32 protein-coding genes and 1 pseudogene are annotated in these 23,390 nt (G+C 70.7%); 16 read left to right on the plus strand and 17 right to left on the minus strand.

Annotation, left to right across the window (positions count from 1 at the left end; genetic code table 11):
- Nucleotides 1-130: 130 nt before the first annotated feature.
- Genes BJY14_RS19160 through BJY14_RS19170 form a run of 3 tightly spaced genes read right to left on the minus strand, consistent with a single transcriptional unit; the run spans nt 131 to nt 2,497 of the window.
- Nucleotides 131-1,300: an acyl-CoA dehydrogenase family protein gene (locus BJY14_RS19160; protein WP_179844874.1), complete on the minus strand. Its 1,170-nt coding sequence runs from the start codon at nt 1,298-1,300 to the stop codon at nt 131-133.
- Nucleotides 1,300-1,941 carry a carboxymuconolactone decarboxylase family protein gene (locus tag BJY14_RS19165; protein WP_179844875.1) on the minus strand — a complete coding sequence of 214 codons (642 nt, stop codon included), beginning with the start codon at nt 1,939-1,941 and terminating at the stop codon, nt 1,300-1,302. The genes BJY14_RS19160 and BJY14_RS19165 overlap by 1 nt, the downstream gene beginning before the upstream one ends.
- Nucleotides 1,925-2,497, minus strand: coding sequence for a VOC family protein (locus tag BJY14_RS19170; protein WP_179844876.1), 573 nt, complete (start codon nt 2,495-2,497; stop codon nt 1,925-1,927). Before BJY14_RS19170 ends, BJY14_RS19165 begins: the two co-directional genes overlap by 17 nt.
- A gap of 115 nt (nt 2,498-2,612) precedes the next feature.
- Between BJY14_RS19170 and BJY14_RS19175 the strand changes: the two genes are divergently transcribed.
- Together BJY14_RS19175 and BJY14_RS19180 are read left to right on the plus strand one after the other, a co-directional pair.
- Nucleotides 2,613-3,233 carry a TetR/AcrR family transcriptional regulator gene (locus BJY14_RS19175; protein ID WP_179844877.1) on the plus strand — a complete coding sequence of 207 codons (621 nt, stop codon included), beginning with the start codon at nt 2,613-2,615 and terminating at the stop codon, nt 3,231-3,233.
- A gap of 7 nt (nt 3,234-3,240) precedes the next feature.
- The gene (locus BJY14_RS19180) at nt 3,241-4,560 is read left to right on the plus strand and encodes a phosphotransferase family protein (RefSeq protein WP_179844878.1); all 1,320 of its coding nucleotides are present in this window, start codon (nt 3,241-3,243) and stop codon (nt 4,558-4,560) included.
- 101 nt (nt 4,561-4,661) lie between these two features.
- Here the strand turns inward: BJY14_RS19180 and BJY14_RS19185 are convergent, their stop codons facing one another.
- Both BJY14_RS19185 and BJY14_RS19190 read right to left on the minus strand, forming a co-directional pair.
- On the minus strand, nt 4,662-5,105 hold the full coding sequence (locus BJY14_RS19185) for a lamin tail domain-containing protein (protein WP_312879311.1): 444 nt from the start codon (nt 5,103-5,105) through the stop codon (nt 4,662-4,664).
- 160 nt (nt 5,106-5,265) lie between these two features.
- A complete protein-coding gene (locus BJY14_RS19190) occupies nt 5,266-6,024 on the minus strand; it encodes an SDR family NAD(P)-dependent oxidoreductase (RefSeq protein ID WP_179844879.1) in 759 nt (252 codons plus the stop codon).
- Between the two features lie 154 nt (nt 6,025-6,178).
- Between BJY14_RS19190 and BJY14_RS19195 the strand changes: the two genes are divergently transcribed.
- From BJY14_RS19195 to BJY14_RS19215, 5 genes are all read left to right on the plus strand, one after another.
- On the plus strand, nt 6,179-6,847 hold the full coding sequence (locus BJY14_RS19195) for a helix-turn-helix domain-containing protein (RefSeq protein ID WP_179844880.1): 669 nt from the start codon (nt 6,179-6,181) through the stop codon (nt 6,845-6,847).
- Nucleotides 6,822-6,992, plus strand: coding sequence for a hypothetical protein (locus BJY14_RS19200; RefSeq protein ID WP_179844881.1), 171 nt, complete (start codon nt 6,822-6,824; stop codon nt 6,990-6,992). Before BJY14_RS19195 ends, BJY14_RS19200 begins: the two co-directional genes overlap by 26 nt.
- Complete coding sequence (locus BJY14_RS19205; protein ID WP_179844882.1) at nt 6,989-7,180, plus strand: DUF397 domain-containing protein; 192 nt, start codon at nt 6,989-6,991, stop codon at nt 7,178-7,180. The genes BJY14_RS19200 and BJY14_RS19205 overlap by 4 nt, the downstream gene beginning before the upstream one ends.
- Nucleotides 7,181-7,659: 479 nt before the next feature.
- Complete coding sequence (locus BJY14_RS19210) at nt 7,660-8,247, plus strand: hypothetical protein (RefSeq protein ID WP_179844883.1); 588 nt, start codon at nt 7,660-7,662, stop codon at nt 8,245-8,247.
- A gap of 75 nt (nt 8,248-8,322) precedes the next feature.
- Nucleotides 8,323-8,739 (plus strand): hypothetical protein, encoded by a 417-nt coding sequence (locus tag BJY14_RS19215; RefSeq protein WP_179844884.1) that lies wholly within the window; start codon nt 8,323-8,325, stop codon nt 8,737-8,739.
- Nucleotides 8,740-8,788: 49 nt separating this feature from the next.
- On the opposite strand, the gene BJY14_RS19220 is transcribed toward BJY14_RS19215, so the two are convergent.
- From BJY14_RS19220 to BJY14_RS19240, 5 genes are all read right to left on the minus strand, one after another.
- A complete protein-coding gene (locus BJY14_RS19220) occupies nt 8,789-8,977 on the minus strand; it encodes a hypothetical protein (protein WP_179844885.1) in 189 nt (62 codons plus the stop codon).
- Nucleotides 8,978-9,893: 916 nt separating this feature from the next.
- Complete coding sequence (locus tag BJY14_RS19225) at nt 9,894-10,091, minus strand: DUF397 domain-containing protein (RefSeq protein WP_089315203.1); 198 nt, start codon at nt 10,089-10,091, stop codon at nt 9,894-9,896.
- Nucleotides 10,092-10,098: 7 nt separating this feature from the next.
- Nucleotides 10,099-10,941: a helix-turn-helix domain-containing protein gene (locus tag BJY14_RS19230; protein ID WP_179844886.1), complete on the minus strand. Its 843-nt coding sequence runs from the start codon at nt 10,939-10,941 to the stop codon at nt 10,099-10,101.
- Nucleotides 10,942-11,016: 75 nt separating this feature from the next.
- Entirely contained in the window at nt 11,017-11,232 is a 216-nt protein-coding gene (locus BJY14_RS19235) for a DUF397 domain-containing protein (RefSeq protein ID WP_179844887.1), read from the minus strand.
- Nucleotides 11,229-12,056, minus strand: a complete 828-nt coding sequence (locus BJY14_RS19240; RefSeq protein ID WP_179844888.1) for an SAM-dependent methyltransferase — start codon at nt 12,054-12,056, stop codon at nt 11,229-11,231. The genes BJY14_RS19235 and BJY14_RS19240 overlap by 4 nt, the downstream gene beginning before the upstream one ends.
- A gap of 194 nt (nt 12,057-12,250) precedes the next feature.
- Between BJY14_RS19240 and BJY14_RS47255 the strand changes: the two are divergent.
- The 3 genes and pseudogenes from BJY14_RS47255 to BJY14_RS19250 form a co-directional block, all read left to right on the plus strand.
- Nucleotides 12,251-12,598, plus strand: a pseudogene (locus BJY14_RS47255) (MBL fold metallo-hydrolase); the annotation flags it as partial.
- A gap of 100 nt (nt 12,599-12,698) precedes the next feature.
- Complete coding sequence (locus tag BJY14_RS47260) at nt 12,699-13,040, plus strand: MBL fold metallo-hydrolase (RefSeq protein ID WP_312879823.1); 342 nt, start codon at nt 12,699-12,701, stop codon at nt 13,038-13,040.
- A 61-nt stretch (nt 13,041-13,101) separates the two neighbouring features.
- On the plus strand, nt 13,102-13,455 hold the full coding sequence (locus BJY14_RS19250) for a PRC-barrel domain-containing protein (RefSeq protein ID WP_179844889.1): 354 nt from the start codon (nt 13,102-13,104) through the stop codon (nt 13,453-13,455).
- A 3-nt stretch (nt 13,456-13,458) separates the two neighbouring features.
- Here BJY14_RS19250 and speB read toward each other — a convergent pair whose 3' ends face one another.
- From speB to BJY14_RS19270, 4 genes are all read right to left on the minus strand, one after another.
- Entirely contained in the window at nt 13,459-14,478 is a 1,020-nt protein-coding gene (gene speB / locus BJY14_RS19255; RefSeq protein WP_179844890.1) for an agmatinase, read from the minus strand.
- Between the two features lie 101 nt (nt 14,479-14,579).
- Nucleotides 14,580-16,097 carry an alpha/beta hydrolase domain-containing protein gene (locus tag BJY14_RS19260; RefSeq protein WP_179844891.1) on the minus strand — a complete coding sequence of 506 codons (1,518 nt, stop codon included), beginning with the start codon at nt 16,095-16,097 and terminating at the stop codon, nt 14,580-14,582.
- 130 nt (nt 16,098-16,227) lie between these two features.
- Nucleotides 16,228-16,401: a hydrophobic protein gene (locus BJY14_RS19265; protein ID WP_089315210.1), complete on the minus strand. Its 174-nt coding sequence runs from the start codon at nt 16,399-16,401 to the stop codon at nt 16,228-16,230.
- Between the two features lie 214 nt (nt 16,402-16,615).
- Entirely contained in the window at nt 16,616-17,419 is an 804-nt protein-coding gene (locus tag BJY14_RS19270) for an aminotransferase class IV family protein (RefSeq protein WP_179844892.1), read from the minus strand.
- 84 nt (nt 17,420-17,503) lie between these two features.
- Here BJY14_RS19270 and BJY14_RS19275 point away from each other — a divergent pair, with 84 nt between their 5' ends.
- Both BJY14_RS19275 and BJY14_RS19280 read left to right on the plus strand, forming a co-directional pair.
- Nucleotides 17,504-17,860 (plus strand): MerR family transcriptional regulator, encoded by a 357-nt coding sequence (locus BJY14_RS19275; protein WP_179844893.1) that lies wholly within the window; start codon nt 17,504-17,506, stop codon nt 17,858-17,860.
- An 87-nt stretch (nt 17,861-17,947) separates the two neighbouring features.
- Nucleotides 17,948-18,292 (plus strand): VOC family protein, encoded by a 345-nt coding sequence (locus BJY14_RS19280; protein ID WP_218905493.1) that lies wholly within the window; start codon nt 17,948-17,950, stop codon nt 18,290-18,292.
- Nucleotides 18,293-18,307: 15 nt separating this feature from the next.
- On the opposite strand, the gene BJY14_RS19285 is transcribed toward BJY14_RS19280, so the two are convergent.
- Nucleotides 18,308-19,222 carry a Rieske (2Fe-2S) protein gene (locus tag BJY14_RS19285; protein ID WP_179844894.1) on the minus strand — a complete coding sequence of 305 codons (915 nt, stop codon included), beginning with the start codon at nt 19,220-19,222 and terminating at the stop codon, nt 18,308-18,310.
- Nucleotides 19,223-19,465: 243 nt separating this feature from the next.
- Here BJY14_RS19285 and BJY14_RS19290 point away from each other — a divergent pair, with 243 nt between their 5' ends.
- Complete coding sequence (locus tag BJY14_RS19290) at nt 19,466-19,891, plus strand: NUDIX hydrolase (RefSeq protein ID WP_312879793.1); 426 nt, start codon at nt 19,466-19,468, stop codon at nt 19,889-19,891.
- Here BJY14_RS19290 and BJY14_RS19295 read toward each other — a convergent pair.
- Nucleotides 19,828-20,325, minus strand: coding sequence for a transcriptional regulator (locus BJY14_RS19295; protein ID WP_179844896.1), 498 nt, complete (start codon nt 20,323-20,325; stop codon nt 19,828-19,830). The genes BJY14_RS19290 and BJY14_RS19295 overlap by 64 nt on opposite strands.
- A gap of 474 nt (nt 20,326-20,799) precedes the next feature.
- On the opposite strand from BJY14_RS19295, the gene BJY14_RS19300 reads away from it, so the two are divergent.
- Nucleotides 20,800-21,351, plus strand: coding sequence for a hypothetical protein (locus BJY14_RS19300; protein ID WP_179844897.1), 552 nt, complete (start codon nt 20,800-20,802; stop codon nt 21,349-21,351).
- A 351-nt stretch (nt 21,352-21,702) separates the two neighbouring features.
- On the opposite strand, the gene BJY14_RS19305 is transcribed toward BJY14_RS19300, so the two are convergent.
- Nucleotides 21,703-22,092: a MerR family transcriptional regulator gene (locus BJY14_RS19305; RefSeq protein ID WP_179844898.1), complete on the minus strand. Its 390-nt coding sequence runs from the start codon at nt 22,090-22,092 to the stop codon at nt 21,703-21,705.
- Nucleotides 22,093-22,120: 28 nt separating this feature from the next.
- On the opposite strand from BJY14_RS19305, the gene BJY14_RS19310 reads away from it, so the two are divergent.
- Together BJY14_RS19310 and BJY14_RS19315 are read left to right on the plus strand one after the other, a co-directional pair.
- Nucleotides 22,121-22,810, plus strand: a complete 690-nt coding sequence (locus BJY14_RS19310; protein WP_179844899.1) for a methyltransferase domain-containing protein — start codon at nt 22,121-22,123, stop codon at nt 22,808-22,810.
- Between the two features lie 211 nt (nt 22,811-23,021).
- Entirely contained in the window at nt 23,022-23,348 is a 327-nt protein-coding gene (locus BJY14_RS19315; RefSeq protein WP_179844900.1) for a hypothetical protein, read from the plus strand.
- Nucleotides 23,349-23,390: the final 42 nt, after the last annotated feature.

A 23,390-nucleotide genomic window follows, 5' to 3' on the forward strand; every position in this document is an offset into this window, starting at 1 on the left:
CGCTACGTGACCGGGCCTGGGCGAACGCGGCATCGCTTCGCGATCTGGCCGGTTCCGCTCGCCTCCGGCCTCGCTCCACCGGCCAGCTCACGCGTTCGCGCGCGTGGCCGAGGCGACTTCGGGACAGGCCCTAGGCCGGTTCCTCTCGGCCGAGTTTTTTGAGGATGCGTTTGGCGGTGCTCTGGATGTGGACCTCGTCGGGGCCGTCGTAGATGCGGGCCTCGCGGGCGTGGCGGTACATGCGGGAGAGGGGGGTGTCGTCGGTGAGGCCCGCGGCGCCGTGCACCTGGATGGCGCGGTCGATGACGTTGTGGAGCATGCGGGCGCCGACGACCTTGATGGCTCCGATCTCGATGCGGGCCTGGTCGCCCGCGTCGATCTGCTCGGCGCCCTGGAGGGTGAGCATGCGGGCGGCCTGGATCTCGGTGTAGGAGTCGAAGACGTGCTGCTGCATCAGCTGCTTCGCCGAGAGGGGCTCGCCGAACGCGACGCGGGAGCCGAGGCGGGCGCACATCAGCTCGAAGGCGCGCTGGGCCTGGCCCAGCCAGCGCATGCAGTGGAAGATGCGGCCGGGGCCGAGGCGCTCCTGCGCGATGACGAAGCCGTGGCCGCGCGGGCCGAGGAGGTTGTCGGCCGGCACGCGGACGTCGTTGTAGGCGACCTCGTAGTGGCCGCCGTTCAGGCCGAGGACGGGCGTCTCCCGGACGATCTCGTAGCCGGGCGTGTCCGTCGGGACGACGATCATGCTGAACGAGCGGTGCGGGGGCGCGCCCTCGGGCTCGGTGCGGCACATGACCGTGGTGTAGGCGGCCTCGCCGGCGCCGGTCGTGAACCACTTGCGGCCGCTGATGACCCAGTGGTCGCCGTCCAGGACGGCTCTCGTCCGGAGCTGGGTGGGGTCGGAGCCCGCGTAGGCGGGTTCGGTCATCGCGAAGCTCGGGGATACCTCGCCCGCGACCATCGGGGCGAGGTAGCGCTCGCGCCAGCGGGGGCTCGCGTACCTGTGCAGCATCAGCGAGTCCTGGAGGGTGAACGTGCCGAGGGCGAGCTGCCCCCACTCGCTGCGTCCCTGCACCTCGTTGATGTAGACGTAGTCGAGGAACGGCATGCCGCCGCCGCCCAGCTCGGCGGGGTGGCCGAGTGCCCAGAGGCCCTCGTCCTTCGCCTCCTGGCGCAGTTTCAGGAGTTTCTCCCGGTCGCCCGCGTTGAGGGCGGGTTCGGCCGGTTCGACGCGTTCGGTCATGAAGGCGTGGACGGCGTCGCGGACGTCCCGGACGCGGTCCGGCACGGGGAACAGCATCAGCCCTCCCCGGTGAGGTCGGAGGAGATGTCGCGGTCGCCGTACCCCTCGGGCGCCGCGACCTCGACGACCGGTTCGGGACGGTCGTCGAACTCCAGCCGCAGGGCCCGGGACATCGTCGCGTGCATGTCGTACATGCAGGTGATGTAGGTGAGCTGGAGGATCTCCTTGTCGGGAAGGTGCTCGCGCAGCACGCCGAAGACGGCGTCGGGGACGCGGCCGCCGTCCAGGACGAGGCAGTCGGTGTAGGCGAGGACGGCGCGTTCGAGGGGCGAGTAGCACTCGGCCGTCTGCCAGTGCGGGATGGACTCGATCTTCTCCTCGGGCATGCCGAGGGCCCGCATCTGCTTGCAGTGCTGGGAGAAGACGAACTGGCTGCCGCGCGCCCACCCGGCCCGGCACTGGCCGAGCTCGCGCAGGACGGGGTCGAGGTCGGCGCCCCGGTACAGGGCGAAGCCGCGGACGGCGTGCCGGAACACGTCCGGGGACTGGGCGAACACCGTCCACCAGTCGCCGGGCGAGCCGGTCGCGGTGCCGTGGTCCACGGCCGGGTCGCGGTCGGGCGCGAAGAGCCGGTCGTAGAAGAAGAGGATCTGCGGGTCGGTGACCTCGGCGCGCGGGACCTCACGCAGTCGCGGCATGCTGGTCCTTCCCGGCGGTCCGGTCGGCGGCGGTCTTCGGTTCGTGGGAGACGTCGGACGCGTCGAACGTGCGCGTCCAGCAGGCGAATTCGAGAAGGATCCCGTCGGGGTCCTGGAAGTAGAACGACCGGACGAAGACGCCCTCGTGCACCTCGCCGGAGACGCCGAGCGGGCTGTCGTCGTGGTTGAGGACGGGGCTGACGGTGACGCCCTTGTCCCTGAGCCGCCGCCGGTACTCGTCGAACCTGTCTGTCGGGACGTGGAACGCGACGTGGTTCATCGAACCGACGGCGCTGAGGAGTTCGCCCTGCTCGGGCCGCCCCTTGGGGGCGGAGACGCCGGGGACGCCGTCCGGCGCGTCGGGGAACCAGAAGAACGCCACGCAGTCGCCGCCGCCGCAGTCGAAGAAGAAGTGCTGCCCCATGCCGCCCGGCAGGTCGATGGTCTTGATCAGGGGCATGCCGAGGACGCCGGAGTAGAAGTCGACCGTGCGTTTCATGTCCGACGACACCAGCGCCAGATGGTTGATGCCGCCGAGTTCGAATTCGGTGTTCATGGAACCTCCTTGCGGCGGGAGTGCGCCACGGAAGTTGACTTGACAGTCATATCAACTTGCCTGATGCTCGGTTACCGTTGCCGGGATTGTCAACCCCGGCGGGAGGAACCAGGCGATGCCCAGCGGCGACGATCCCGGCGGCCGGCCGCTCACCGAGCGCGGCGCCCGGACCAGGGAGCGCCTGCTCGCCGCCGCCCGCGAGGTGTTCGAGGAACGCGGCTTCCTGGAGACCCGGGTCGCGCACATCACCCGGCACGCGGGCGTCGCCTACGGCTCCTTCTACACCTACTTCCCCACCAAGGAAGCGGTGTTCCTGGAGGTCGCCGACCGGCTCTTCGAGGAGATGACCGACCACGCGCTGGTGCCGTCCCCGGGGCCGGGTCCCGCCGACCGCGTCCGCCGCGCCAACCGCGCCTACTACGAGGCCTACCTGCGCAACGCCCGGATGATGGCGATCATCGAGCAGGTCGCCACGTTCAACGAGGAGTTCCAGGAGCTGCGGCGCAAGCACCGGGCCTCCTCGGTGGGACGGTCCGCGCGGGTGATCGCGCGCTGGCAGCGGGAGGGGCTCGTCCCGCCCGACCTCGACGCGGAGACGGCGGCGGGCGCCCTCGCCACGATGGTCGACCACTCCCTGTACCTGTGGATCGTCCAGGGCAGCGATCCGCAGGGCGCCGAACGCCTCCTGGAGACCCTGGACACCCTCAGCGTCCGCGCCCTCGGCCTGCCCGACTAGGAGAGCCATGGAACCGACCCGCGATCTCGCCGCCGCGCTGGCGGACCGGCTCGGCGCAAAGGTCACGGGGCTGCGCCGGCTGTCCGGCGGCGCCAGCCGGGAGACCTGGTCGTTCGACGCGGACGGCCGCCCGCTCGTCCTGCGCCGCGACCGGCCCGGCTCCCCCGACCCGGCGGCGATGGGCCGCGAGGCGGGCCTGCTCGCCTCCGCCGCGCGGGCCGGCGTCCCGGTCCCGGGCCTGGCCGATCACGGGGACGACCTGGACGGCACCCCCTACATGATCATGGAGCGGCTGTCCGGGGAGACCATCCCGCGCCGGCTGCTGCGCGACGAGCGCTTCGCGGGCGTCCGTCCCGGTCTGGCGCGCGAGCTGGGCGGCATCCTGGCCCGGCTGCACACGATGTCGCCCGTCCCAGGGCTGCCCGACGACGACGCCCTCGCCGCCCTGACGGAGCATTATGCGGCGTTCGAGGCTCGTCCCGCCGTCGAGCTGGCGCTGCGCTGGCTGGACGAGCACCGCCCGGCGGCCGGCCGCCGGACGGTCGTCCACGGCGACTTCCGCAACGGGAACCTGATGATCTCCCCCGGCGGCGTGACCGGCGTCCTGGACTGGGAGCTCACCCATGCCGGCGACCCGGCCGAAGACCTCGGCTGGCTCTGCGTGAAGGCGTGGCGGTTCGGCTCCCCGCACCCCGTCGGGGGCTTCGGGACGCGTGACGACCTCCTCGCCGGCTACGCCGCCGCCGGGGGCGTGCCGCCCACGCTCGAAGAGCTCCACTGGTGGGAGGTCTACGGCACCGTCCGCTGGACGATCCTGTGCCGCCACCAGGCCGAGCGTTACCTCAGCGGTTCGGATCCTTCGATCGAGTACGCCGTCCTGGGCCGGAAGGTCTGCGAGCAGGAACACGACCTGCTTCTGGCCCTGGGATTGACGGAGCAGACGACCGTCCCGGATCCGTTGGAAAGTGCGGTCACGCCAGAAAACGCCCCGCACGACCGGCCTGACGCGCACGCTCTCATCGACGCCGTAGGGGCGTTCCTCGCGGAGGCCGAGCAGCCCGACGACCGCCTCCGCTTCCATGCCCGCGTCGCCGCGTCCGCCCTGCGCATGGCCCGCAGGGAATTCCTTCTCGGCGACGCCCACAGAATCGCTCATCAGAACCGTTTGAAGCCTCTGGGATGCGCCACCGACGCCGATCTGGCGGCAGCCATTCGGGCGGGCGACCTCGACGACCGGATGGACGAGGTCGTGGCCGCGGTAAGGGCTTCGGTGATTGACAAACTGACGGTCGCGAACCCTCGCCACCTCTCACTCCCCAGCGGCTGACGGTCCCCGGCGTCGCGTGAGCGTTCGACGTCCTCCCCGAACGTCGGCGAGCCACCGACCCCGGAGGGCCGGTGGCTCGCACTCAGGGCGACGCGGACCTTTCAGCAGTACTTCGAGGAACCCGTCCGACCCCACGAGCACTTGTCCGCCACCCGGCCATTGGGGTAGAGGAGGTACGCGGTGTCACCGGTGTTGTTCCACACGTACCTTTTCCGGCCCCAATAGCGGTGCGCCGCGCTGTTGGAGCCCCTGCCGGTGTGAAGGTAAACCGACTTGCGGCCCTTCAAGGTGAAGGAGCCGAAGGTGTACGTGTACCCGGTCTTGTCGCGGACCTTGACGCCCTTCATGTTCCTGGACGACTTCGACGTGTTGAACAGCTGCACCCATTCGCCGTTCAGCGACGCGTTCGACCCCTTGTCGCTCCCGGGCGAGTCGTAGTACACCCGGTAGATCTGCACGGCGCTCGCGGCCTCCGCCGGCGTCGCCACCAGCACCCCGCCCGCCACCGCGACGGCGGCGGCCCCCGCAACGAGAAGCTTCCTCACCCCTGGACGCCCCTTCCGATCGACGAATCCCTAGATGTACCGGTATTCACCGACTGGTGGGGGGTTCTGGCCATGTCCGGGCCGGACGCCAACCGCGGGTCCCGGCCGCGCGTCCCACTTACCGCGTTGTCCCAGGTGGTCCGGGGAAACACGGAGGTTCTCAGGCCTCCTCGGGATCGCGGCCGAGCACGTGCCGGCCGCCGTCCACGGGCACCACGGCGCCGTTGACGAAGCTCGCCTCGTCCGACAGCAGATAGGCGACGGCGGCCGCCACCTCGTCCGGCCGCCCCACCCGCCCGACCGGATGGAGCCGGCGCATCTCGTCCTCGATGCGCGCGGCCTCCCCGGGCTCCTGCCGCCGGAGCAACCCCTCGTACCGCTCGGTGGTGATCGACCCCAGCGCGACGACGTTCGTCCGGACGCCGCGGGGCCCGTAGTCGACGGCCAGCGCCCGGCTCAGCCCCTCCACCGCCGCCTTCGCCGTGGCGTAGGGCAGCGAGCCGCGCACCGGACGCCGCGCCTGGTGCGACGAGACGTTGACGATGGCGCCGCCCGTCCCCGCGTCCAGAAAGCGCCGGACGGCGGTCACGGACCCCACCACCGCCGGGTCGAAGTTCAGCGCCACGAGTCCGAGCAGCTCCTTCGGGGACGGATCGACGGCGTCCCGGAACACGGCCGCGTTGTTGACCCACCCGGCGAGCGTCCCCGCCTCCTGCGCCGCGTCGGCGGCCCGCTCCGCGACCTCGTCGTCCGCCGCGCTCCCGACGACCGCCGTCACGTCCGCCCGGTCCCGCGCCCAGCCGACCGCCGCCGCGTCCATCTCGATGACGACGACGTGGCCGCCGTCCGCCGCCAGCCGCTCCACGATCGCCCGTCCGACGCCGCGTCCGCCGCCGGTCACCACATAAGCCCGTCCCACACCGCGTCCTCTCCTCGACCCAGTCCATGATCACCCTGGTGGCGGCATCGGTGTGACCCCCTCCGGACGTTTGCGCTGATACGGCCCCGCGGCCAGCACTCTCCGCGATAGGTTCGCTACGTTCCGGAATGGATTGCGACAAACCGGAGGGGCCATGCACGCCCGGGACTCACTGGACCCGTCACGCTCGATGTGGCATTTCATCGCGGTTCAACTGCGCCGCCACCGCGAGACGAACGGCATGTCGGGGCAGGCCCTCGGCGACCTCCTCGACTGCGACCGCTCGACCGTCTCCAGGTACGAGTCCGCGACGCTTCGCCTCAAGCCGACCCACGCCGAGACCGTCGACCGCCTCTGGAACACCGGCGGGATGTTCACGAACCTGGTGGGCTTCGCCGGCCTGGCGGACGAGGGCGACTGGCTGGCGTCCCTCGCCGCGTTCGAGCGGCGCGCGTCCCGGATCCGCATGTGGGAGCCCACGGTGATCCCCGGCCTGCTCCAGACCCCGGACTACGCCAGGGCGGCGCTGACGGCCGGCCCGGCGAACGACCTGAGCGCCGACCTGGAACGGCGCATGGCACGCAGGTCCGCCGTCTTCGACAGGGAGACGCCGCCCCGCGTGACCGCGTTCCTGAACTGGGCCGCCCTGGCGCAACTGATCGGCTCGCGCGAGATCATGCGCGATCAGATCGCCCATCTGCTGACGCTCGGCGAACTGCCGCGGGTCAGCATCCGCGTGGTCGAGAACCAGGCCGGCGCCCACCCGGGCCCTCGACGGGCCGATCACCGTCCTCACGGTGGACGACCGCGATCTCGCCTATGACGAGGCGACGACGCGCGGACGGTTCCTGATGGACCCGATCGCCGTCCAGGACGTGGTCGTGAGGTACGACTCGATCAGCGACATCGCCACTCCGGTCGGCCCTTCCAAGCTCCTCCTGGAAGCCGAACTGGAGCGATGGGCATGACCCCCTGGCGCAAGGCGAGCCGCAGCGGCACCAGCGGGCAGTCCAACTGCGTCGAGGTCGCGCGGCTGTCGGGCATTATCGGAATCCGCGACAGCAAGAACCCTTCCGGCACTCGGTTCATGCTCTCGGCGGCCGGTTTTCGCCGGTTCACCGCCGAAGTCAGACGCGGGGCCCATGACGCGCGCTGATGCACCGTCCTCGATTCAAGCGGAAGACGGATCTGGTCCGGGCAACAAAGAGCCGCACCGTGAACCCACGCCGCAAGTCAAGCCGAGGCCGTAACGGGCAGCATTTCGGTTGTGCCGAGAATGCACATGTCCCGCGCTAATAGTTCTCGCGACAGCGAGGCCGCATTCGCTTCGCAGTTCGTACCACTGGTGACGGATCCTCGGAATCTGAACGCCGGGATCGAGCGCGGCACGCCCGACCTGCGCCGACTCGGCCTCCCGCCCGAAAAAGGTCCCGCCAGCGGGACCTTTTTCGGGCAACCCTTAAACCGCGCCGCGCGAGTATCCAGGATCGGACGGCATAAGTCGAGCCGCGGCGGGACCGGCGGGACCGGCCACGCCGTCCACCTGTGGCCGACCACGGGAGCATTTCGAAAGAGGCCCATCTGCGATACGTCTTGAGATGAAGGTCCCCGTCATCTCATGGAAGGTGATCGCCGGTGGCGAACGTACTGGAAGAACGCGGGACGCTGCGGTCAGTGGTGCATTTGCTCAACACGCGTCACCACCGCGCGGCCCTGAACGTCTACGCGTTCATCGTCATCGCCCACTGGGCCGAGCACGTCGTCCAGGCCATCCAGATCTGGGTGCTCGGCTGGCCGGTGCCCGAGGCGCGCGGAGTGCTGGGCGTGCCGTTCCCGTGGCTGGTCACCTCGGAATGGATGCACTACGGCTACGCCCTGATCATGCTGATCGGGCTCTTCCTGCTGCTGCCCGGGTTCACCGGACGGGCCCGCACGTGGTGGGCGGTCTCCCTCGGCATCCAGGTCTGGCACCACTTCGAGCACCTGCTGCTGCTGGTGCAGGCGATGTCCGACTCCTACATCGCCGGACGTCCCGCGCCCACGAGCATCATCCAGCTCCTGGTGCCGCGCGTGGAACTGCACCTGTTCTACAACACGCTCGTCACCATCCCCATGGTGGTGGCGATGTACCTGCACCGCAGGCCAAGCGAGTCCGAGCGCGAGGCCATGCGCTGCTCGTGCGCCGCGCCGCTCCAGCGCAGGCCCGTCCCCGAAGCAGCGTGACGGACGGTGACCCTCGAAAGGTCGCGGACCGCGCCGCCCCGGCGCCCTAGGGGCGTGACGCCGTTCGGAGTGCTCATGGCACTGTTCGGGCTGGTCCTGATGTTCCTGGTGGTACCCAACGCCGGGCCGGTGCTCCGCGCGTCGCAGACCGGGAAGGGGACCCCCGGCGTCTTCACCGCGCGCGAGCGGAGCTGCATCCGGCACCCAGGTCATGAGGCCTGCACACTGCGCGGGGCGTTCCGCTCCGACGACGGCTCGGTGGAACGTCCCACCGTGGCCCTGTACGGGAGCGGCAAGGGCCTGCGCGAGGGGGGCAGCGCCCGCGCCCGGGACGTCGGCCGCTCGGGGACCGTCTACCTGCGGGACGCGTCCCATGAATGGGTCATGAATGTGCTGCTGCTGGCGGCGGGCGGCCTGCTGATCTTCGTGGGGCTGCGCCGGATGCCGGCGCGCCGCGGGCGAGAGGCCGGATCGCCGCTGGCCGACGAGTGAGCGGAGGACGGTGCACCGCCGCCGGGCCGGCCGTGCCGGGTCAGGCGGGTCAGGCGGGTGAGGCGGGTGAGGCCTCGCAGAGTTCGACGATCCGCTCGCAGGCTTCGGTGATGTCGGTGAGCGGGAGTCCGCCGGTCTGCCCGGAGCCGGTGCGCCATCGGAACGCGGCCGCCTCGCACCAGACGCTCAGGCCGCGGCCGTCGGTGAGGGCGGTCTCGCCCGCGCCCTCCTCGGACACGAAGTGGCCGAGGCCCCCGCTGGACGAGCAGGGTCTGGAGGTCCTTGGTCGCGTAGTGCCCCTCGACCCTCCACACGCGGCGGCGGCGGACGGTGGGCGGGAGCGGCAGGGCGAACCAGGTCGCCTTGCCGCGGACCGCCGGCGTCCGCAGCCGCGACCGGGACGGGTGGTGGCCCCACCGGCCCTGCGTCAGAAGATCGACGATCTGCAGGCCGCGGCCGTGGTCGGACCGGCCGGGGGCGGTGCCGCGGGGCCGCCAGTCCCTGCGCGCGTCGAAGGCCTTGACGACCAGTTCGTCGTGTCCCTGGCCGTCGCCTCGCTGGTAAACCCAGAGTTCGGCGCCCGAGGGGCCGTCGTGGGGCATGGCGTGCTTCAGGACGTTCGTGGCGAGCTCGCTGACCATGAGCTTGATGTCGTGGACGTCCTGGACGGACAGGCCGAGCGCCGGGAGGAGGGCCGTGACGTGGGAGCGGGCGACGCGGGCGATGGAGTCGTCATCGGGCAGGGGAAGTGCCGCGCAGCCGCCGTCCTCCAGTCTCCAGGGGATCTCGCACATGGTCGCGGCCTTCGTCATGACGCCCACCCTCGGGGTTGCGGAGACATTCGCATTCAGACAATCGCGACATGAGTCTTTTGCTTCGCGAGTCGCTATGTGTGAATCACAGAAGTAGCCTCGCACATCTTCGGCCACCGGGCCCGCATCATGGCAAGAAAGTTGCATCTGCGAGTGAGACGTTCACTGATGCACCCAAATACCCACATAACACGCTTCGCCTCCGCGTCACCTGCGTGTACCGGCGGGTGCCGGGACGGGCCGCCCCCCACGCTGTAGCGTGGTCGGCGCCTGAGAGAGGGCCGCACACATGAGAGATCCCCCAGGGGTGCAGCCCTGGGGGATCTCGTGTGCGGCCCGGCCTCAGCGGTCGTAACGGCCCGCCCGCACGTCATCGAGGAACGCGGCGAGCACGGAACGGGAGACGACGTGCGCCCCGGCCTCCGGCGTCCTGCTGTCGCGCAGCGCCGCGGCCGTGTCGAGATCGGCGACCTCGACACAGCCCCCGTTGCTGCTGGCGCTGGCGGTCGCCTTGACCCATCGCGCCTGAGAGAGGTCCATGTCGGTGCTACTCCAGAGTTGAGATCACTTTCCTCAGATGCTCCGCGGTGTCGGCGGGGCTGAGCGCCGCCTGGCGGATCTGCTCGAAGATCTCGTCATGGGCCTCCACGTCGTCGGGGGTGCCGACCTCCTGGACGTCCGCGTCGTTCTCGAGGAAGACCATGGGCGGCTCGCCGCCGGGAAACCGGAAGATGTTGACCAGCGTGGACATGCCCGGGTGCATCCCGTCGGCGAGGCGCAGCAGCCGCAGTTCCACGTTCGGACGCTCGGACATGGCGAGCAGGTGGGCGAACTGGGCGCGCCGGTCGCCGGGCTCGCCCCACTCGTACAGCAGGGACGCCTCGGTGATGATCGCCGTCAGCTCGGGCGCCGTCCCGTCCCCGCGATCGAGGATCTGCTGCCGGCGCAGCCGCGCGCGCATCGCGCGCTCCCGCCACTCCGGCGTCCTGGTCCCGACCGACAGCAGCGCCTGCATGTACGGCACGGTCTGCAGAAGACCCGGCAGGACCAGTGGCATGACCACCCTGATGCTCGACGCGTCGCTCTCGAAGCCCGGGAACTCGTTGTCGAACACCTCGGGGTAGTCACGCCACCAGGCCCGCCGCCGCGCACGGCCCGCCAGTTCCTCCAACTCAGCGAGATCGCTGCCCTCGTAAATGCGCGCGAGATCGCGAATGTCGCTGAGTTCGGGCCGCACCCAGTTGTTGGCCTCGAACCGGCCGACCTTCCCCCGTCCCCAGTTCAGCCGGTCGCAGACCTGATTGGCCGTGTATTCGGCCTCGACGCGCAGCTCTTTCAAGCGGCGTGCCAGCCCCCGCTTGGCGATGGTGGCCCCGTAAGCATCGCTCATCGGCGCCACCTCCCTTGACCAACGGCCGGCATCAGCATACGCCTTCCGAATTTGTGAATCACAGATTTGGCCGGTTCAGGAAGCGGCGTGGTCGAACTCCCCCTTCCGTACCCCGTCGAGGAAGCAGGACCACTCCTTCTCGTCGAACACCGAGATCAGCTTCCCGGACGTGCGCAGCAGCGTCCACTCGCCGGCGAAGGCGACCTCGATGCCGCCCTCGTCGGTCTGCGAGCGCCGCCACTCCAGGACGCCGGGGTCGATGCCCAGGTCCTCGACGGACGGCTTCCTCACCCTTCCCTCCTCGCCACCGCGCAGTAAGCCCACCGCGAGCCGTCGCTGTCGGCCGCGTCGGGGTCCTCCGCGCCCCACTCACCGATGTAGCAGACCTTCGCCGCCGACCCCTCCCACGGCGGGACGATCTCCATTCCGGTGAAGAAGCGCTCGACCTCCGCACGCGACCGCAGCTGGACGCTCGCGGTGGACCTGGCGTAGACGTCCCTGATCGTGCCGACCGCCCGGTCGGCCTGCCGGTCGCCGGTGCCGGCGGACAGCACCAGGTAGCTGCCGGGCGCGAGCCGGTCCATGTACTCCCGGACGATGCCCCACGGGTCGTCGTCGTCCGGGATGAAGTGGACCAGCGCCACGACCAGCAGCGCGACGGGCTCGGTCAGGTCGATCATCCCGGCGGTGACCTCGTGCCCGAGCACCCCGCCGGGGTCGCGGAAGTCGGCCGTGATGAACGCCGTCCCGGTGGACCCCGCCAGCAGCTTCTCGGCGTGGGCCCGCACCATCGGGTCGTTGTCGGCGTACAGGACGCGCGCGTCGGGCGCGACCGCCTGCGCGGCGTCATGGGTGTTGTTCATCGTCGGCAGGCCCGCGCCCACGTCGATGAACTGCCGGACCCCGTGCTGGGCCAGCCATCGCACCGAGCGCTGCAGGAAGCCGCGGTTGGCCCAGGCCGCGTCCCCGGCCTCCGGCATGTTCGCCAGGACCTTCTCCGCCGCCGCACGATCGACCTCGAAGTTGTCGGTGCCCCCGAGGTAGTAGTCGTACATCCGGGCCGGGGTCGGGACCGTGGTGTCCACTCCGGGCGGAACCTGCTCGGTGTCGCTCACCCATCGCTCCCTTGCCAACTTGTGATGCACGAATTATGAAGCAAGGGTCGACCCTCCCGCGCCGCTTCCGCAAGGGTTCTCCGGCCCCCCTCCGCCGCGCTCGCGGGGTTCGCACTCCCTTTGGCGGGCATGACCGGCCCAAAGGGGGAAAAGGCATGAAAACCGAAGCGGATCTCGCGCTACGCCAGCTCTCGATGCGGTTCATCGGCAACGCGACGACACTGCTGCGCTGCGGGCCGTTCACCCTGCTGACCGATCCCAACTTCCTGCATCGCGGGCAGCGCGCCTATCTCGGGTTCGGGCTGTCCTCCCGGCGCCTCACCGAGCCCGCCCTCCAGGCCGGCGACCTGCCGCGGCTGGACGCCGTCGTCCTGTCCCACCTCCACGGCGACCACTGGGACCGGATCGCCCGCGCGAAACTCGACCGGGGCCTGCCCATCGTCACCACACCCCACGCGGCCCGGCGCCTCCAGGGCTTGCACCGCTTCCGCCACGCGGTCGGCCTGCGCACCTGGGAGTCGCACACCCTCGTCAAGGACGGCTCGCTGCTGCGCATCACGTCCATGCCGGGCCGGCACGCCCCCGGCCCCCGCCCGGTGGCTGCTGCCACCGGTCATGGGCAGCCTCCTGGAGTTCGGCCCCGTGAGCGGCGACGTGCGGTTCCGCCTCTACATCACCGGCGACACCCTGATGTTCGACGGCATCCAGCAGATCGCCCGCCGCACCTCCGACATCGATCTGGCCGTGCTCCACCTGGGCGGCACCACGCTGCCCGGCGGGCTCGTGGTCACCATGGACGGCGCCCAGGGCGCGGACGTCGTCGAGACGATCCGCCCGGCGGTCGCGGTGCCGGTCCACTACAACGACTACGCCGTCATGAAGTCGCCCCTGGACGACTTCCGTCGCGAGCTGGAGCGTCGTGGACTGACCGGCCGGGCCACGTACGTCGCCCCGGGGGAGACCCACGCCTTCCACCGCCCGTGAGACCCGGGATATCCGCTGTGAGCTGGGTAAATACACCAGAGAACCTACGGTTGGACATGACATGTTCGAGATCGAGGACATTCGTCAATGGCGCGGCCGGACCGTGATCGACCCGACCGGGAGCAAGATCGGGCCGCTGGAGGCCGTCTACGTCGACACGCTCACCGACCGGCCCTCGTTCGCCACGGTCAGGATCGGCCTGCCGACCCGGCAGCGCCTGGTCTTCGTGCCGCTGGCCGGATGCACGCTGGGCCCGGACCACCTCCGCGTCGCGCACGACAAGAAGCAGGTCAAGGGCGCTCCGGGGATCGACACCAACGGCGAGCTCTTCGCCGATGCCGAACCCGAGGTCTTCGCCTACTACAGCCTCCCCTACCGGGCGGCGCCGGACGAGCGTCTCCTCGCCCGCCGCTGACCTCTAGCGCCCGTCGAGCAGGGGGCGGCGTGGGTCCCACCGCGTCCCGTCACGCCCGTCGCGGCGGCGCCGAGCGATGCCCGACAGCGCCTCCAGGACGACGCGGTTGGCCAGAGCCGAGGTGATGTCGGCATTGTCGTAGGGCGGGGAGACCTCCACGACGTCGACCCCGACGACCGGCAGCTCGTAGGTGACGCGCCGGACCGCGTCCAGGAGCTCGCGCCCGGTCAGCCCGCCGGGCTCGGGTGTCCCGGTGCCCGGCGCGTGGCCCGGGTCGCACACATCGATGTCGACCGACAGGAACACCCCGTCGCACGCGTCGGTGGCGATCTCGAACGCCTCCGTCAGGCACTCGTCCAGGCCGCGAGCGACGATCTCGGACATCTCGTAGGAGCGCATGCCCTGCGCGGCCATCCACTCCAGCGTCTCGGGACCCGGCCAGTACCCGCGCAGGCCCAGCTGCAGGAACCGGTCGCCGCGCACCGCCCCGGACTCGATCAACCGCCGCATCGGCTGCCCGTGGCCGACCAGCGAACCGAGGTTCACGTCGCCCGTGTCGGCGTGCGCGTCGAAGTGGACCATCGAGACCCGCCCGGCGCCCAGGTGGTCGGCCACCCCGGCGGCGTCGGGCCACGCGATCGTGTGGTCGCCGCCGAGGATGAGCGGAATCGTTCCGGTACGGGCGACCGCGTACACCGCCTCCTGAAGTGTTCGGACGGAACGCTCGGCGTCCCCGGAGTACATCTCGACATCGCCGGCGTCGCGGACCGTGAGGTCGCCCCGGAGCCCGTCGACCCGCAGGGCAAGGGATGGACGCGAGCCGTCGTGGGGCATATAGCAGGACTGGCGGATGTACTGCGGTCCGAAGCGGGTTCCCGGCCGGTGGGACGTGCCGCCGTCGAACGGCGCCCCGATGATGACCACGTCGGCGTCCTCGTACGTCGACGGGTCGGACCAGGTGCAGCGCGGCACCCCGAGGAACGTGATGTCGGGGCCGAACTGCGAACCGTACCTTCCGGGCATTCGCCACCTCCACCATCTCTCTTCCCGCACCGGGCTCATCCGATGTGCGGACGGCCCCGTCCCGAATCGGTCTTGGGACGGAGCCGCCGTGCGGTGGGGAGTCAGCCGCCGGTGCCGGAGCGCTCCGCGGCCGCGATGATCGTCGTCGCGTCCTCGGGGAGCAGGTGGCCGGCGCTCACCGAGGCCTGCGCGGCCGCCCGGACCTTGCTCACGTAGCCGGCGTGCGTCGGGTACAGCACGCTGAGCACCGGCTCCGCCGTGAACGGAAGGGACGGATCGGACGGGTCGCCCGCGTCATGCCGGTCCCAGGGATCGGCGCCGCCGTTCCACGGGTCCCGGGCGCCGTAGAGGCCGCAGAAGACGCCGCTGCCCGCGGTGTCGCGCATCCCGGTGAGCGTCCGGGTCGGGACCGCGACGTCCGGCAGCCGCACGCCCCCGGTCGCGAGCCCGGTGCGCGGGTCGCGCAGGATCGTGTCGAGCGGCGCCCCGCTCGCCGGCCGCGCCCCTCCGCGCGCCCACGCGTCCAGCCGGCGCAGCGCCGCGTTCATCGCGTAGTGGCCGGGCCCGTCGTTGTACGGGGCCGAGCCGGCCGCGCAGTCGGGCGCCGGCGCGTCCGCCCCCGCCGACCTCTCCACCGTCGCCTGGCCGAGGTGGTAGGCCCACTGGTCGCCGTGCGAGGTGCCGGCGAGTTCCCAGTGCACGACCCGGTCGGTGTCCGGCTGGCGCGCGGCCGCCGCCAGGGGGACGTCGGTCTCGGTCAGCACCACGAAGGTGGGCACGGTCAGGTCCGTCCGGATCCGGGACGGGTTCGGCATCCACAGCGTGTCGGACAGTTCGCCGCTGATCGGGGCCCCGACCGCGCCGTTGCTGTGGATCATGAAGCCGTCGTAGACCCGCGAAACCGGCTGGACGGCGTTGGCGTAGGTGGTCATGAGCCCGGCGGACTGCGACTCCCCGTCCGCCAGCAGCGTCCGCACCGCGAGCCCGCCGAGCGGGTCGGGACCGTCCGGGCTGCGCAGCGCCTGCCCGGCCTGGGAGAAGATGTCGTAGGAGAAGGCGTCCCCGGGGTGGACGAGGCCGCCGTACCGGGCCGGGTCCCACCCCCTGAGCCCGCGGATCTTCCCGAGCCCGCCGTTGACGCCGACCGACTGCGCCGAGACGCCGACCCACGCGTAGCCCTCGCGCAGCAGCTCGTCCCGCTCGAACCAGTAGTCCGGGGACAGCTCCAGCTGGCCGCTGACGTTGAGCCACTCGACCACGACGGTCCCGTTGAACTTCGCCGGATCGGAGGGGCGCCGGACCAGGAGCCTGGTCTTGTAAGGGGCCTGCCCGGACGCCCGCACGTCCCACCGGCCGTCGGACGTCCACAGGCCGGACTTGGCGTACGAGGTGGCGGTGCCGGTGATGAAGTACTCGTTCTCGGTGTACCCGAACGACCCGAGATCCTCGGCCGCCGCCAGGAACGGGAAGCCGTGGGCGCCCGGGGGCGGGACGGTGACCACGGGCCCGGAGGCCGCGGCCAGGGCGGGGGGCGAGGCGCACAGCGGGGCGGCGAGCAGCCCCGCCCCCGCCGCCGCGGCGGCGAGCCGCCGCCAGGGAACCCGCAGGGAGAAACGCACGGTGACCTCCACGATGTCAGGGGGCCACAGTGTCCGCCGGGCGTCCCGCCCTCCACATCGCGCGAATCACCAGTCGCGCGAACGGCGCCGCCCCGTCCAGAACCTGGACGGGGCGGCGCCGTTCTCGGTGTTACCAGCGGTACCAGCGACCGCGCTTGCCGGACGGGCCCGCGCTGCGCAGCACGAAGCCCAGCAGCCACAGGATCAGGACGATCGCGGCCACGACCCAAAGGATCTTGAGAGTGAAGCCGACGCCGAACAGGATCAGCGCCAGCAGAAGCACCAGGATCATCAGCCAAGGCATTGGGGGTCCTCCTCGGGGGTCTGCCTTAGGTTCGTTCGGGCCGTTTTGTCCCCGGCAAATGAAGCTTGATGCACGACAAAGATCTCATTTCGGACACGCGGTGGGAGGGCCCGGGAGGCGGCCCCGCCTGGCCTCGGTCAGAGGCGGCCATCGCCCGCACGCATCTCCTAGGTGGTAGGCCGAAGGGAGTCGGGCCCGGCGAGAACCCCGGGGCCTAGAAATCGGTGAAGGGTTCGGCCTTGTAGGCCTGGTGCAGCAGGTCCAGGAAGTGTGGGGCTGCGGGGACGGGGGTCGCGCCGATCTGGTGGACCGCGACCCCCGGCGTCCAGGAGTTCATGACCACGGCGCCGGCAAGGCCCGGCACGTCGGCGGGGGTGACCTGCCGGACGCGTTGGGGGACGCCGAGGCGGTCCAGTTGCCGGCGAACGATGCCCATCGTGGTCCCGGGAAGCATCTCGGCCTCGGGCCACACCACGGCGTCGCCGCCCCAGAAGGCAAGGTTCCAGATCGTCGCCTCGCTGAGCCGCCCCCGGCGGTCGACGAAGGCGGCGTCGTCGAAGCCGTCCTGGACGGCCCGGCGCATGAGGTGGGTCTTGGCCACCTCCCCGACGTGCTTCAGGGCAGGCAGATACCGGTCGTACTGGACCGTCGCCAGCCTCAGCGGACCTTGCGGTCCGGACGCGGGCGTCCCCGTCCGGACCAGGACTTCGGGCTCACCCGGCTTCTCGCCCGCGGTGAACTCCCCCGGCGACGAGTACATGGTGGCCGTGAGCGAGACGTCCGCGGGCCCCTCCTCCAGCGCCGCCCGCAGGTAGGACCGCACCCGCTCGTCCGGCAGCGCCCTCCCGAACAGCTCCATCGAGGCGGACCGCAGCCGTCCCAGGTGAAGGTCGAGGCCCCGGACCTTGCCGCCACGCACCTGCATGGCGGTGAAGTGGGCGAAGCCGGCGAAGGCGAGCGGCGCGAGCTCGTCGGAGGTCGCCGCGCGGCCGTTGCGTTGGACGGCAAGAGTGGTCATGTGCTTCTCCAGCGTGCGGAATGATCGCCTGCAGGACGACGTTAGGCATTCACACTGGTGAGAAGGTCAATCCAGGACGGTGACATGCTGATCGGGGAGTTGTCCCGCCGTACGGGTGTCAGCCCGCGGCTGCTGCGGTACTACGAGGAGCAGGGCCTGCTCCAGGCCGAGCGCGGCTCGAACGGCTACCGCCGCTACGGCGACGATTCAGTGCTCACCGTACGGAAGATCCGCGTGCTGCTGGACGCGGGCCTGACGTCCGAGGTGATCCGGCAGGTGCTCCCCTGCACCCGCAGCGACCAGCCGGACTTCGACTGGTGCGCCGGCATCCGCGACCTCCTCGACCGGGAACTCACGGCGCTCAACGCACGCATCGAGGGCCTCCAGCGCAACCACGAGACCCTCACCGGATTCCTCGGCCGACGGTCGGCCCCCGAGTAGCCGCCCGTCCAAGATCTGAGCCATCTCCGATGACTCCCGACCACACGGGCGGTCCACCTTCTCGAGCGACCGAGTGGAGTGAGTTGCGTGGACCTGTACAGCATCATGCCGGTGAACGACCAGGCCAGGGCTCTGGCGTGGTTCGAGGTGTTCTTCGGGCGCCCGGCGGACGAGGTCATCGGCGGGGAGCATCTGTGGCAGGTCGGCGAGAACGCGTGGGTGGTCGTCGACCACCGGGACGTGCGCGCCGACCGCGTCGGCCAGGCCATGGTGACGCTCGGCGTGACCGACCTCGACGACATCCTGGCCCGCCTCGCCGCCCACGGCATCACGCACGAACCCGTGGAGACCTACAGCAACGGCGTCCGTCACGTCGTCGTCCTGGACCCCGACGGCAACAGCCTCTCCCTGGCCGAGGCCCCCACGGATTAGGCGGGCACGGCCGCCTTATTCGGCCGGAGTTCGAGTGAGGTGGCGTCCCATTCGGTGGGCGCCCTCATTGGCCATGTCGGACTGGGTGCCCGGTGGGGGGACTCGAACCTCGATGCGTCCGTTCTGGATCCGCGCCTCGTAGGACGGTTGCGGCGCGCTGGCCGGGCCGCGCTCGATGCCGCCGTCGTCGAGGCGGAACGTACTGCCATGCCATGGGCAGGTGACGCAACCGTCCTCGATCGTCCCCTCGCCCAGGGGGCCGCCCAGGTGGGTGCAGGTCGCGGCGATGGCGTGCAGTTTCGTGGACGTCCGGTAGAGCAGGACACGCACGCCGTCCGCGTCCGCTGTGCGGTGCTCGCCCTCGGCGAGTTCGGACGCCGCCAGTACCGGAGTCCACTCTTCCGGCCCCTGCTGCCACGCTGTGCGGTTGACGTTGACGCCCCTGGTGAAGGTCAGGTGACCGCCGAGGTAGGCGCTGACCCCCATCGCCGCGAAGCCGGCGAACCGGAGGGCCTTGGCCTTGCCGGAACGCGCGCCGAGGGACGCCGCGTAGAGCGCGAGTGCCGCCGTGTTGACGCCCGCGTGGACGAGCCCCACCCGGCGCTCGGCTCCCAGCGTGTCGGCCCAGTCGTTGAACCCGCTCAGGGCCGTCGGCACGGCGGCGGCCACTCCGGCCGCGGTCAGCAGGTCGGCGACCGGTTCCGCCTCGGGACCTCCGGCGACGTCCACCAGCCCGGCCATGCTCCACGCGCCGATCGCCACGTCGGTGAGCGCCGGATGCAGCGGGTGCCCCAGCTTGGTCCCGCTGAGCAGATCGCGGACGAGGCGCGGCCGGACCGCCCGTTGCACCACGGAACTGAGCGGTTCGGCGACCTTGTCCAGGGCCTCCGCGTTCTCCAGCCGATGGACCGCCCTGTGCGGCATGCTCATAACACCCTCCCCCAAGGCACGACTACACGTTCGCTCCCCTATCCCCCGAACACCCCCTGAAACCGCCCCCACTGCGACACGCCGCCACCAACCACCCTCCCGAGCCCGGCGAGGGCGGTGCCATCCCGGCCGTCCACCGCCGTCCGGCCAGATCCAGGCCGCTGTCAAAAATCGAGCAACACTCGCGGCTCACGAACGCACAATGCTCGGGTGACCCGACCCAGAATCCGTGTCGCCGCCTATGTGATCAGGCACCGTCCTGGCCCCGAGCTCCTTGTCTTCGACCACGTCGGCCTGCCTCAGGCCGGCACCCAGGTTCCGGCCGGCGGCGTCCAGCCTGGGGAGACGCCCGAACAGGCCGTCTTGCGGGAGGTCTTCGAAGAGACCGGCCTGCGCACCGCCTCGGTGGTCGGGCCACTCGGCGTGGAAGACAAGCCCCATCCCGACACCGGCCGGCCGCGCAGGACCACCTATCTCCATCTTCATGTGCCCGCCACCACCGCGGACGCGTGGAACCACGAGGTATGCGGCGATGGAGACGACGCCGGCCTGGCCTTCGCCTGTCGTTTCCTGCCGCTGCCGCTCACACGCCCCCTGGCAGATGATCAAGACGCCTGGCTGGGCCGCATCGACCCCCGATGGGCCACCACGACCCACGACCGGCGGTGACCACCGCCGCCCAGCGCGGGGTTGTCGTCCTTCCCGGCGCGCGGGGCGCCGAGCTGGTAGAAGGACCCGACGGCCTCATCCTTGAGCCCCTGCAACCTGTCGACGAATTCGGCCAGGCGTCGCAGGGTGGTCCGGCGGTCGGCCCAGAAGTGGGTGACCGCCGAGATCAGCTGTCCGAGGATGAAGCTGAACAGCGAGACCCGTAACTCGAAGAGCGCCCACATCACGGCGACGATCAGCGCCGTGCAGGCGGTGTACGACGCGACGTGCCGCAGACATGCCAGGCGCCCCTTCCACATGTGGACGCCGTGCAGTCCCTTGTCCCTGGACTGGGCCTGGGGCTGGACCCAGTGGTCGGCGACGTTGTGCGTGACGAGCATGGAAACCAGCACGACCACGAAGGTCAGGGCGGCAACTATGTAATCCGTAGACATGTCGACCTCACGGTGTTTCAGTTACTGGCCCAGGGGACCCGGGCGACCGGCACCGAGCGCCGGATAATCGTTACCGTTTCACAGGCGGCACCGGACAGGCAGCCGCTCGCCGCCACGCATGCGCTTCAGGGAGCCTCCATCACCGGAGCGGCACGCCCACGCCGCCTCGGACCCCGGGCGCCACCTGCCGGGACCGGTGAGCGCGGCGATTCAGAAAGTCGACATTTCGGACTCGGTCCGAGGGGCCCGTCAGCGGCCGCGCAGGGGTCTCTGGGACGGACGGCGACCCCGCGTCCCAACCCGGCCGCGGGCGTCACAGCGCCGGCGCCGAAACTGCCAGGATTGGTTGCGTTCGACGCGGAACCAATCCGGCGTCGCAAGCATCACATAAGGCGAGAAAGGTGCAACGGCCCCCGACAGTCTCTCACTGCGGTACCTTGCACGCTCCCCCCATTTCCAAGCATGGAGGAATACATGCGGCGTGTCGCCATCGTGACCGTCCTCTCCGGCGCCCTGGCCGCCGGTGTCCTCGCCGCGGGCCCGGCCGCGCAGGCGGAGACCAAGCCCGCCGACAAGCTCGGCAAGGAGGTGACCAGCACCAGCCAGCAGCCGATCTCCAAGAAGCAGCTCATCGCCGAGGCCCAGAGCATGGGCCAGCCGCTGACCGCCAAGGAGAAGGCCTCGGTCCAGGCGGCCACGTACTGCCGCACCATCCAGTACACCCGCGGCCGGAAGGCCTCCAACGGCAAGTGGATCATCGCGGTCACCAGCCGCCTCTACTGGTGCTACAACGGCTACTCCGTCCGCTCCTACCGGGCCAACCTGAAGGCCTACACCTACAACAAGTACAAGTGGGTGTGGAAGGGCTGGAAGGTGAAGAAGGCCACCCACCCCAGCAACTGGGCCTACGTGACGACCTACGCCCAGGGCGCGTTCTACTACACGGGGAACCGCTACACCTACAAGCCGTACGTCATCCTCCGCGGCTACAAGAACGGCGCCTACAAGTGGAAGGTCGGCGGCTGAGCCTGCCGGACCGAAGCGAGACCTCACCGTGAGCCGCCGCTCCATTCGCCGGCATCGGGAAGCCACCGCACCGGGGCCGACCCAGGCGGCGGAGCCGGCGCCATGGTGACGAACGCAGATCACGCGGGCTGATTCACAGGCCGAACACGGCCCGCACAGAGTGATCACCGGAAGCTCCTGGTCGGCCGGGGTGTGCGCACACCTCGGCCACCAGGAGCTTTCTGCTGTTCCGCCGCAGGCTCCGAGCCCTGCGGCGCGCGGCGCCAGGACGATGTGCTCGCGCGCCTCGGGTGGCCCAGACCCATCGCGCGAACGGCGTCACGGTTCATTCGCGCGGACGCTTGCGGTCGACTATGCCGGCGCGTCCGACGACCGCAGCCGATCGGCCAGAAGCCCCTGGAAACGCGGGCACGTCATGATGTCGTCGTGCGGGCATTCGCCCTCGATCATGTCCAGGGCGGCCTGCGCCCGGGCGATCCGCACCAGCAGCCTCTCGCGGTGCCGAACCGTCACCTCATGGCGCTCCGACGTGGACCGGGCGTCCAGCATCGTCCGGATGTCCGCGAGGCCGAAACCCGCCTCCTTGGAGATCAGGATCGCCGCGACCCGGTGCACGTCGGCGTCGCCGTAGCGGCGCCGGTCGCCGGCGCGGGCCGGTGCCAGCAGCCCCTCCGCCTCCCAGTACCGCAGCACGTGCGTCGGCAGCCCGAACTGCGCCGCCACTTCGCCGATTGACTTCATGTCGACATTAAGTCGCACAATGGCGGCCATGTCCAAGCTGCTCGCCGTCCTCGACGCCTTCGACGACCTGCCCCAAGCCCGCCACCTGCGAGAACGCACCTACGAAGGGCTGGGCGACACGGTGGTCGACGTCGGCTGCGGGAGCGGCCGCGCCGTCGGCGAGCTGGCCGCGCGCGGGGCGCGGTCCATCGGCGTCGACCTGGACCCCGCCATGATCGAGATCGCCGCCGGACGCCGGCCCGCGAGCGAGTTCCACGTCGCCGACGCCACCGCGCTGCCCCTCGCCGACGGCTCCGTCACCGGCTACCGCGCCGACAAGGTCCTGCACGCCCTCGCCGAACCCGGGCAGGCCGTCGCCGAGGCCCGGCGGGTCCTGGCCTCCCACGGCCGCGCGGTGCTCATCGGCCAGGACTGGGACACGCTCGTCATCGACTCCGACGACCCCGAACTCACGCGCTCCCTCGTCCACGCCCGCGCGGACGCCCTGCCGCACCCGCGCGTCGCCCGCCGCTACCGGAACCTCCTGCTGGACAACGGATTCACCGACGTCACCGTCGAGGTCCACACGATCGTGTGGACGGACGCCGCATGCCTGCCGGTCCTCGCCGGCATCGGAGGAGAGGGCGCCTGGTTCGACGACCAGGTCGCCAGGGCACGCGACGACCGCCTGTTCGTCGCCATCCCGTTCTTCGTCGCCTCAGGCCGCCGCACCACCTGAACCCCCGGCTCACCACCGGCCAGGGCAGTTCACGGCACGAACCTTCGAGCGGCGCGGGGGCGGCGCCGGCGTCCTGGTGCTCTCACGCGCGTGGACCACACCGTCGCTGACCTGCGGGATCACAACCGCCACTTGCCGTTCGCGGTGAAACCACGACGGTCTTCTTCGCAACACACCTTAGGGGTATTACGACAAACGAAAGGGGCCGACAATGGCCTTCCTACTTTTCGTGGCCTTCCTGCTGGGCCTCGCGGCAGCATGGCAGACGACGACGGCGGTCAAGTGGATCGTCGCCGTCGTGATCGCGATCTGTGCGTTGGCGGCAGGGGGCTTCCTGACGCTCATGGCGCCCGCCTGCGGCCTGGCGGGGTACGCGACGGTCCGGGCCGGGCAGAAGATCCACGCGTTTCTCACCGAGGACCGCGAGAACAAGAGCGTGACGGCCGCCATCAAGGCCTACGCGAAGAAGCACAAGTTCATCGCGTTCGTCGTGTGCGTCGCGGCGTTCGTACTCGTACGCAGGCTGCTGGGGCTCTGAGCCCCAGCGGACCTCCAGGTGTTCCGGCGGGTCCTCCCGCCG

Source organism: Actinomadura luteofluorescens, from assembly GCF_013409365.1.
In the GTDB taxonomy this organism is placed as follows: Bacteria; Actinomycetota; Actinomycetes; order Streptosporangiales; family Streptosporangiaceae; genus Spirillospora; species Spirillospora luteofluorescens.

What these genes read in the sequence shown, in the direction of transcription:
- BJY14_RS19160 (WP_179844874.1), bottom strand. Translation starts at nt 1,300, where the DNA reads ATGCTGTTCCCCGTGCCGGACCGCGTCCGGGACGTCCGCGACGCCGTC.
- BJY14_RS19165 (WP_179844875.1), bottom strand. Translation starts at nt 1,941, where the DNA reads ATGCCGCGACTGCGTGAGGTCCCGCGCGCCGAGGTCACCGACCCGCAG.
- BJY14_RS19170 (WP_179844876.1), bottom strand. Translation starts at nt 2,497, where the DNA reads ATGAACACCGAATTCGAACTCGGCGGCATCAACCATCTGGCGCTGGTG.
- BJY14_RS19175 (WP_179844877.1), top strand. Translation starts at nt 2,613, where the DNA reads ATGCCCAGCGGCGACGATCCCGGCGGCCGGCCGCTCACCGAGCGCGGC.
- BJY14_RS19180 (WP_179844878.1), top strand. Translation starts at nt 3,241, where the DNA reads ATGGAACCGACCCGCGATCTCGCCGCCGCGCTGGCGGACCGGCTCGGC.
- BJY14_RS19195 (WP_179844880.1), top strand. Translation starts at nt 6,179, where the DNA reads ATGCACGCCCGGGACTCACTGGACCCGTCACGCTCGATGTGGCATTTC.
- BJY14_RS19205 (WP_179844882.1), top strand. Translation starts at nt 6,989, where the DNA reads ATGACCCCCTGGCGCAAGGCGAGCCGCAGCGGCACCAGCGGGCAGTCC.
- BJY14_RS19215 (WP_179844884.1), top strand. Translation starts at nt 8,323, where the DNA reads ATGGCACTGTTCGGGCTGGTCCTGATGTTCCTGGTGGTACCCAACGCC.
- BJY14_RS19225 (WP_089315203.1), bottom strand. Translation starts at nt 10,091, where the DNA reads ATGGACCTCTCTCAGGCGCGATGGGTCAAGGCGACCGCCAGCGCCAGC.
- BJY14_RS19230 (WP_179844886.1), bottom strand. Translation starts at nt 10,941, where the DNA reads ATGAGCGATGCTTACGGGGCCACCATCGCCAAGCGGGGGCTGGCACGC.
- BJY14_RS19250 (WP_179844889.1), top strand. Translation starts at nt 13,102, where the DNA reads ATGTTCGAGATCGAGGACATTCGTCAATGGCGCGGCCGGACCGTGATC.
- speB (WP_179844890.1), bottom strand. Translation starts at nt 14,478, where the DNA reads ATGCCCGGAAGGTACGGTTCGCAGTTCGGCCCCGACATCACGTTCCTC.
- BJY14_RS19265 (WP_089315210.1), bottom strand. Translation starts at nt 16,401, where the DNA reads ATGCCTTGGCTGATGATCCTGGTGCTTCTGCTGGCGCTGATCCTGTTC.
- BJY14_RS19270 (WP_179844892.1), bottom strand. Translation starts at nt 17,419, where the DNA reads ATGACCACTCTTGCCGTCCAACGCAACGGCCGCGCGGCGACCTCCGAC.
- BJY14_RS19275 (WP_179844893.1), top strand. Translation starts at nt 17,504, where the DNA reads ATGCTGATCGGGGAGTTGTCCCGCCGTACGGGTGTCAGCCCGCGGCTG.
- BJY14_RS19285 (WP_179844894.1), bottom strand. Translation starts at nt 19,222, where the DNA reads ATGAGCATGCCGCACAGGGCGGTCCATCGGCTGGAGAACGCGGAGGCC.
- BJY14_RS19295 (WP_179844896.1), bottom strand. Translation starts at nt 20,325, where the DNA reads ATGTCTACGGATTACATAGTTGCCGCCCTGACCTTCGTGGTCGTGCTG.
- BJY14_RS19300 (WP_179844897.1), top strand. Translation starts at nt 20,800, where the DNA reads ATGCGGCGTGTCGCCATCGTGACCGTCCTCTCCGGCGCCCTGGCCGCC.
- BJY14_RS19305 (WP_179844898.1), bottom strand. Translation starts at nt 22,092, where the DNA reads ATGAAGTCAATCGGCGAAGTGGCGGCGCAGTTCGGGCTGCCGACGCAC.
- BJY14_RS19310 (WP_179844899.1), top strand. Translation starts at nt 22,121, where the DNA reads ATGTCCAAGCTGCTCGCCGTCCTCGACGCCTTCGACGACCTGCCCCAA.
- BJY14_RS19315 (WP_179844900.1), top strand. Translation starts at nt 23,022, where the DNA reads ATGGCCTTCCTACTTTTCGTGGCCTTCCTGCTGGGCCTCGCGGCAGCA.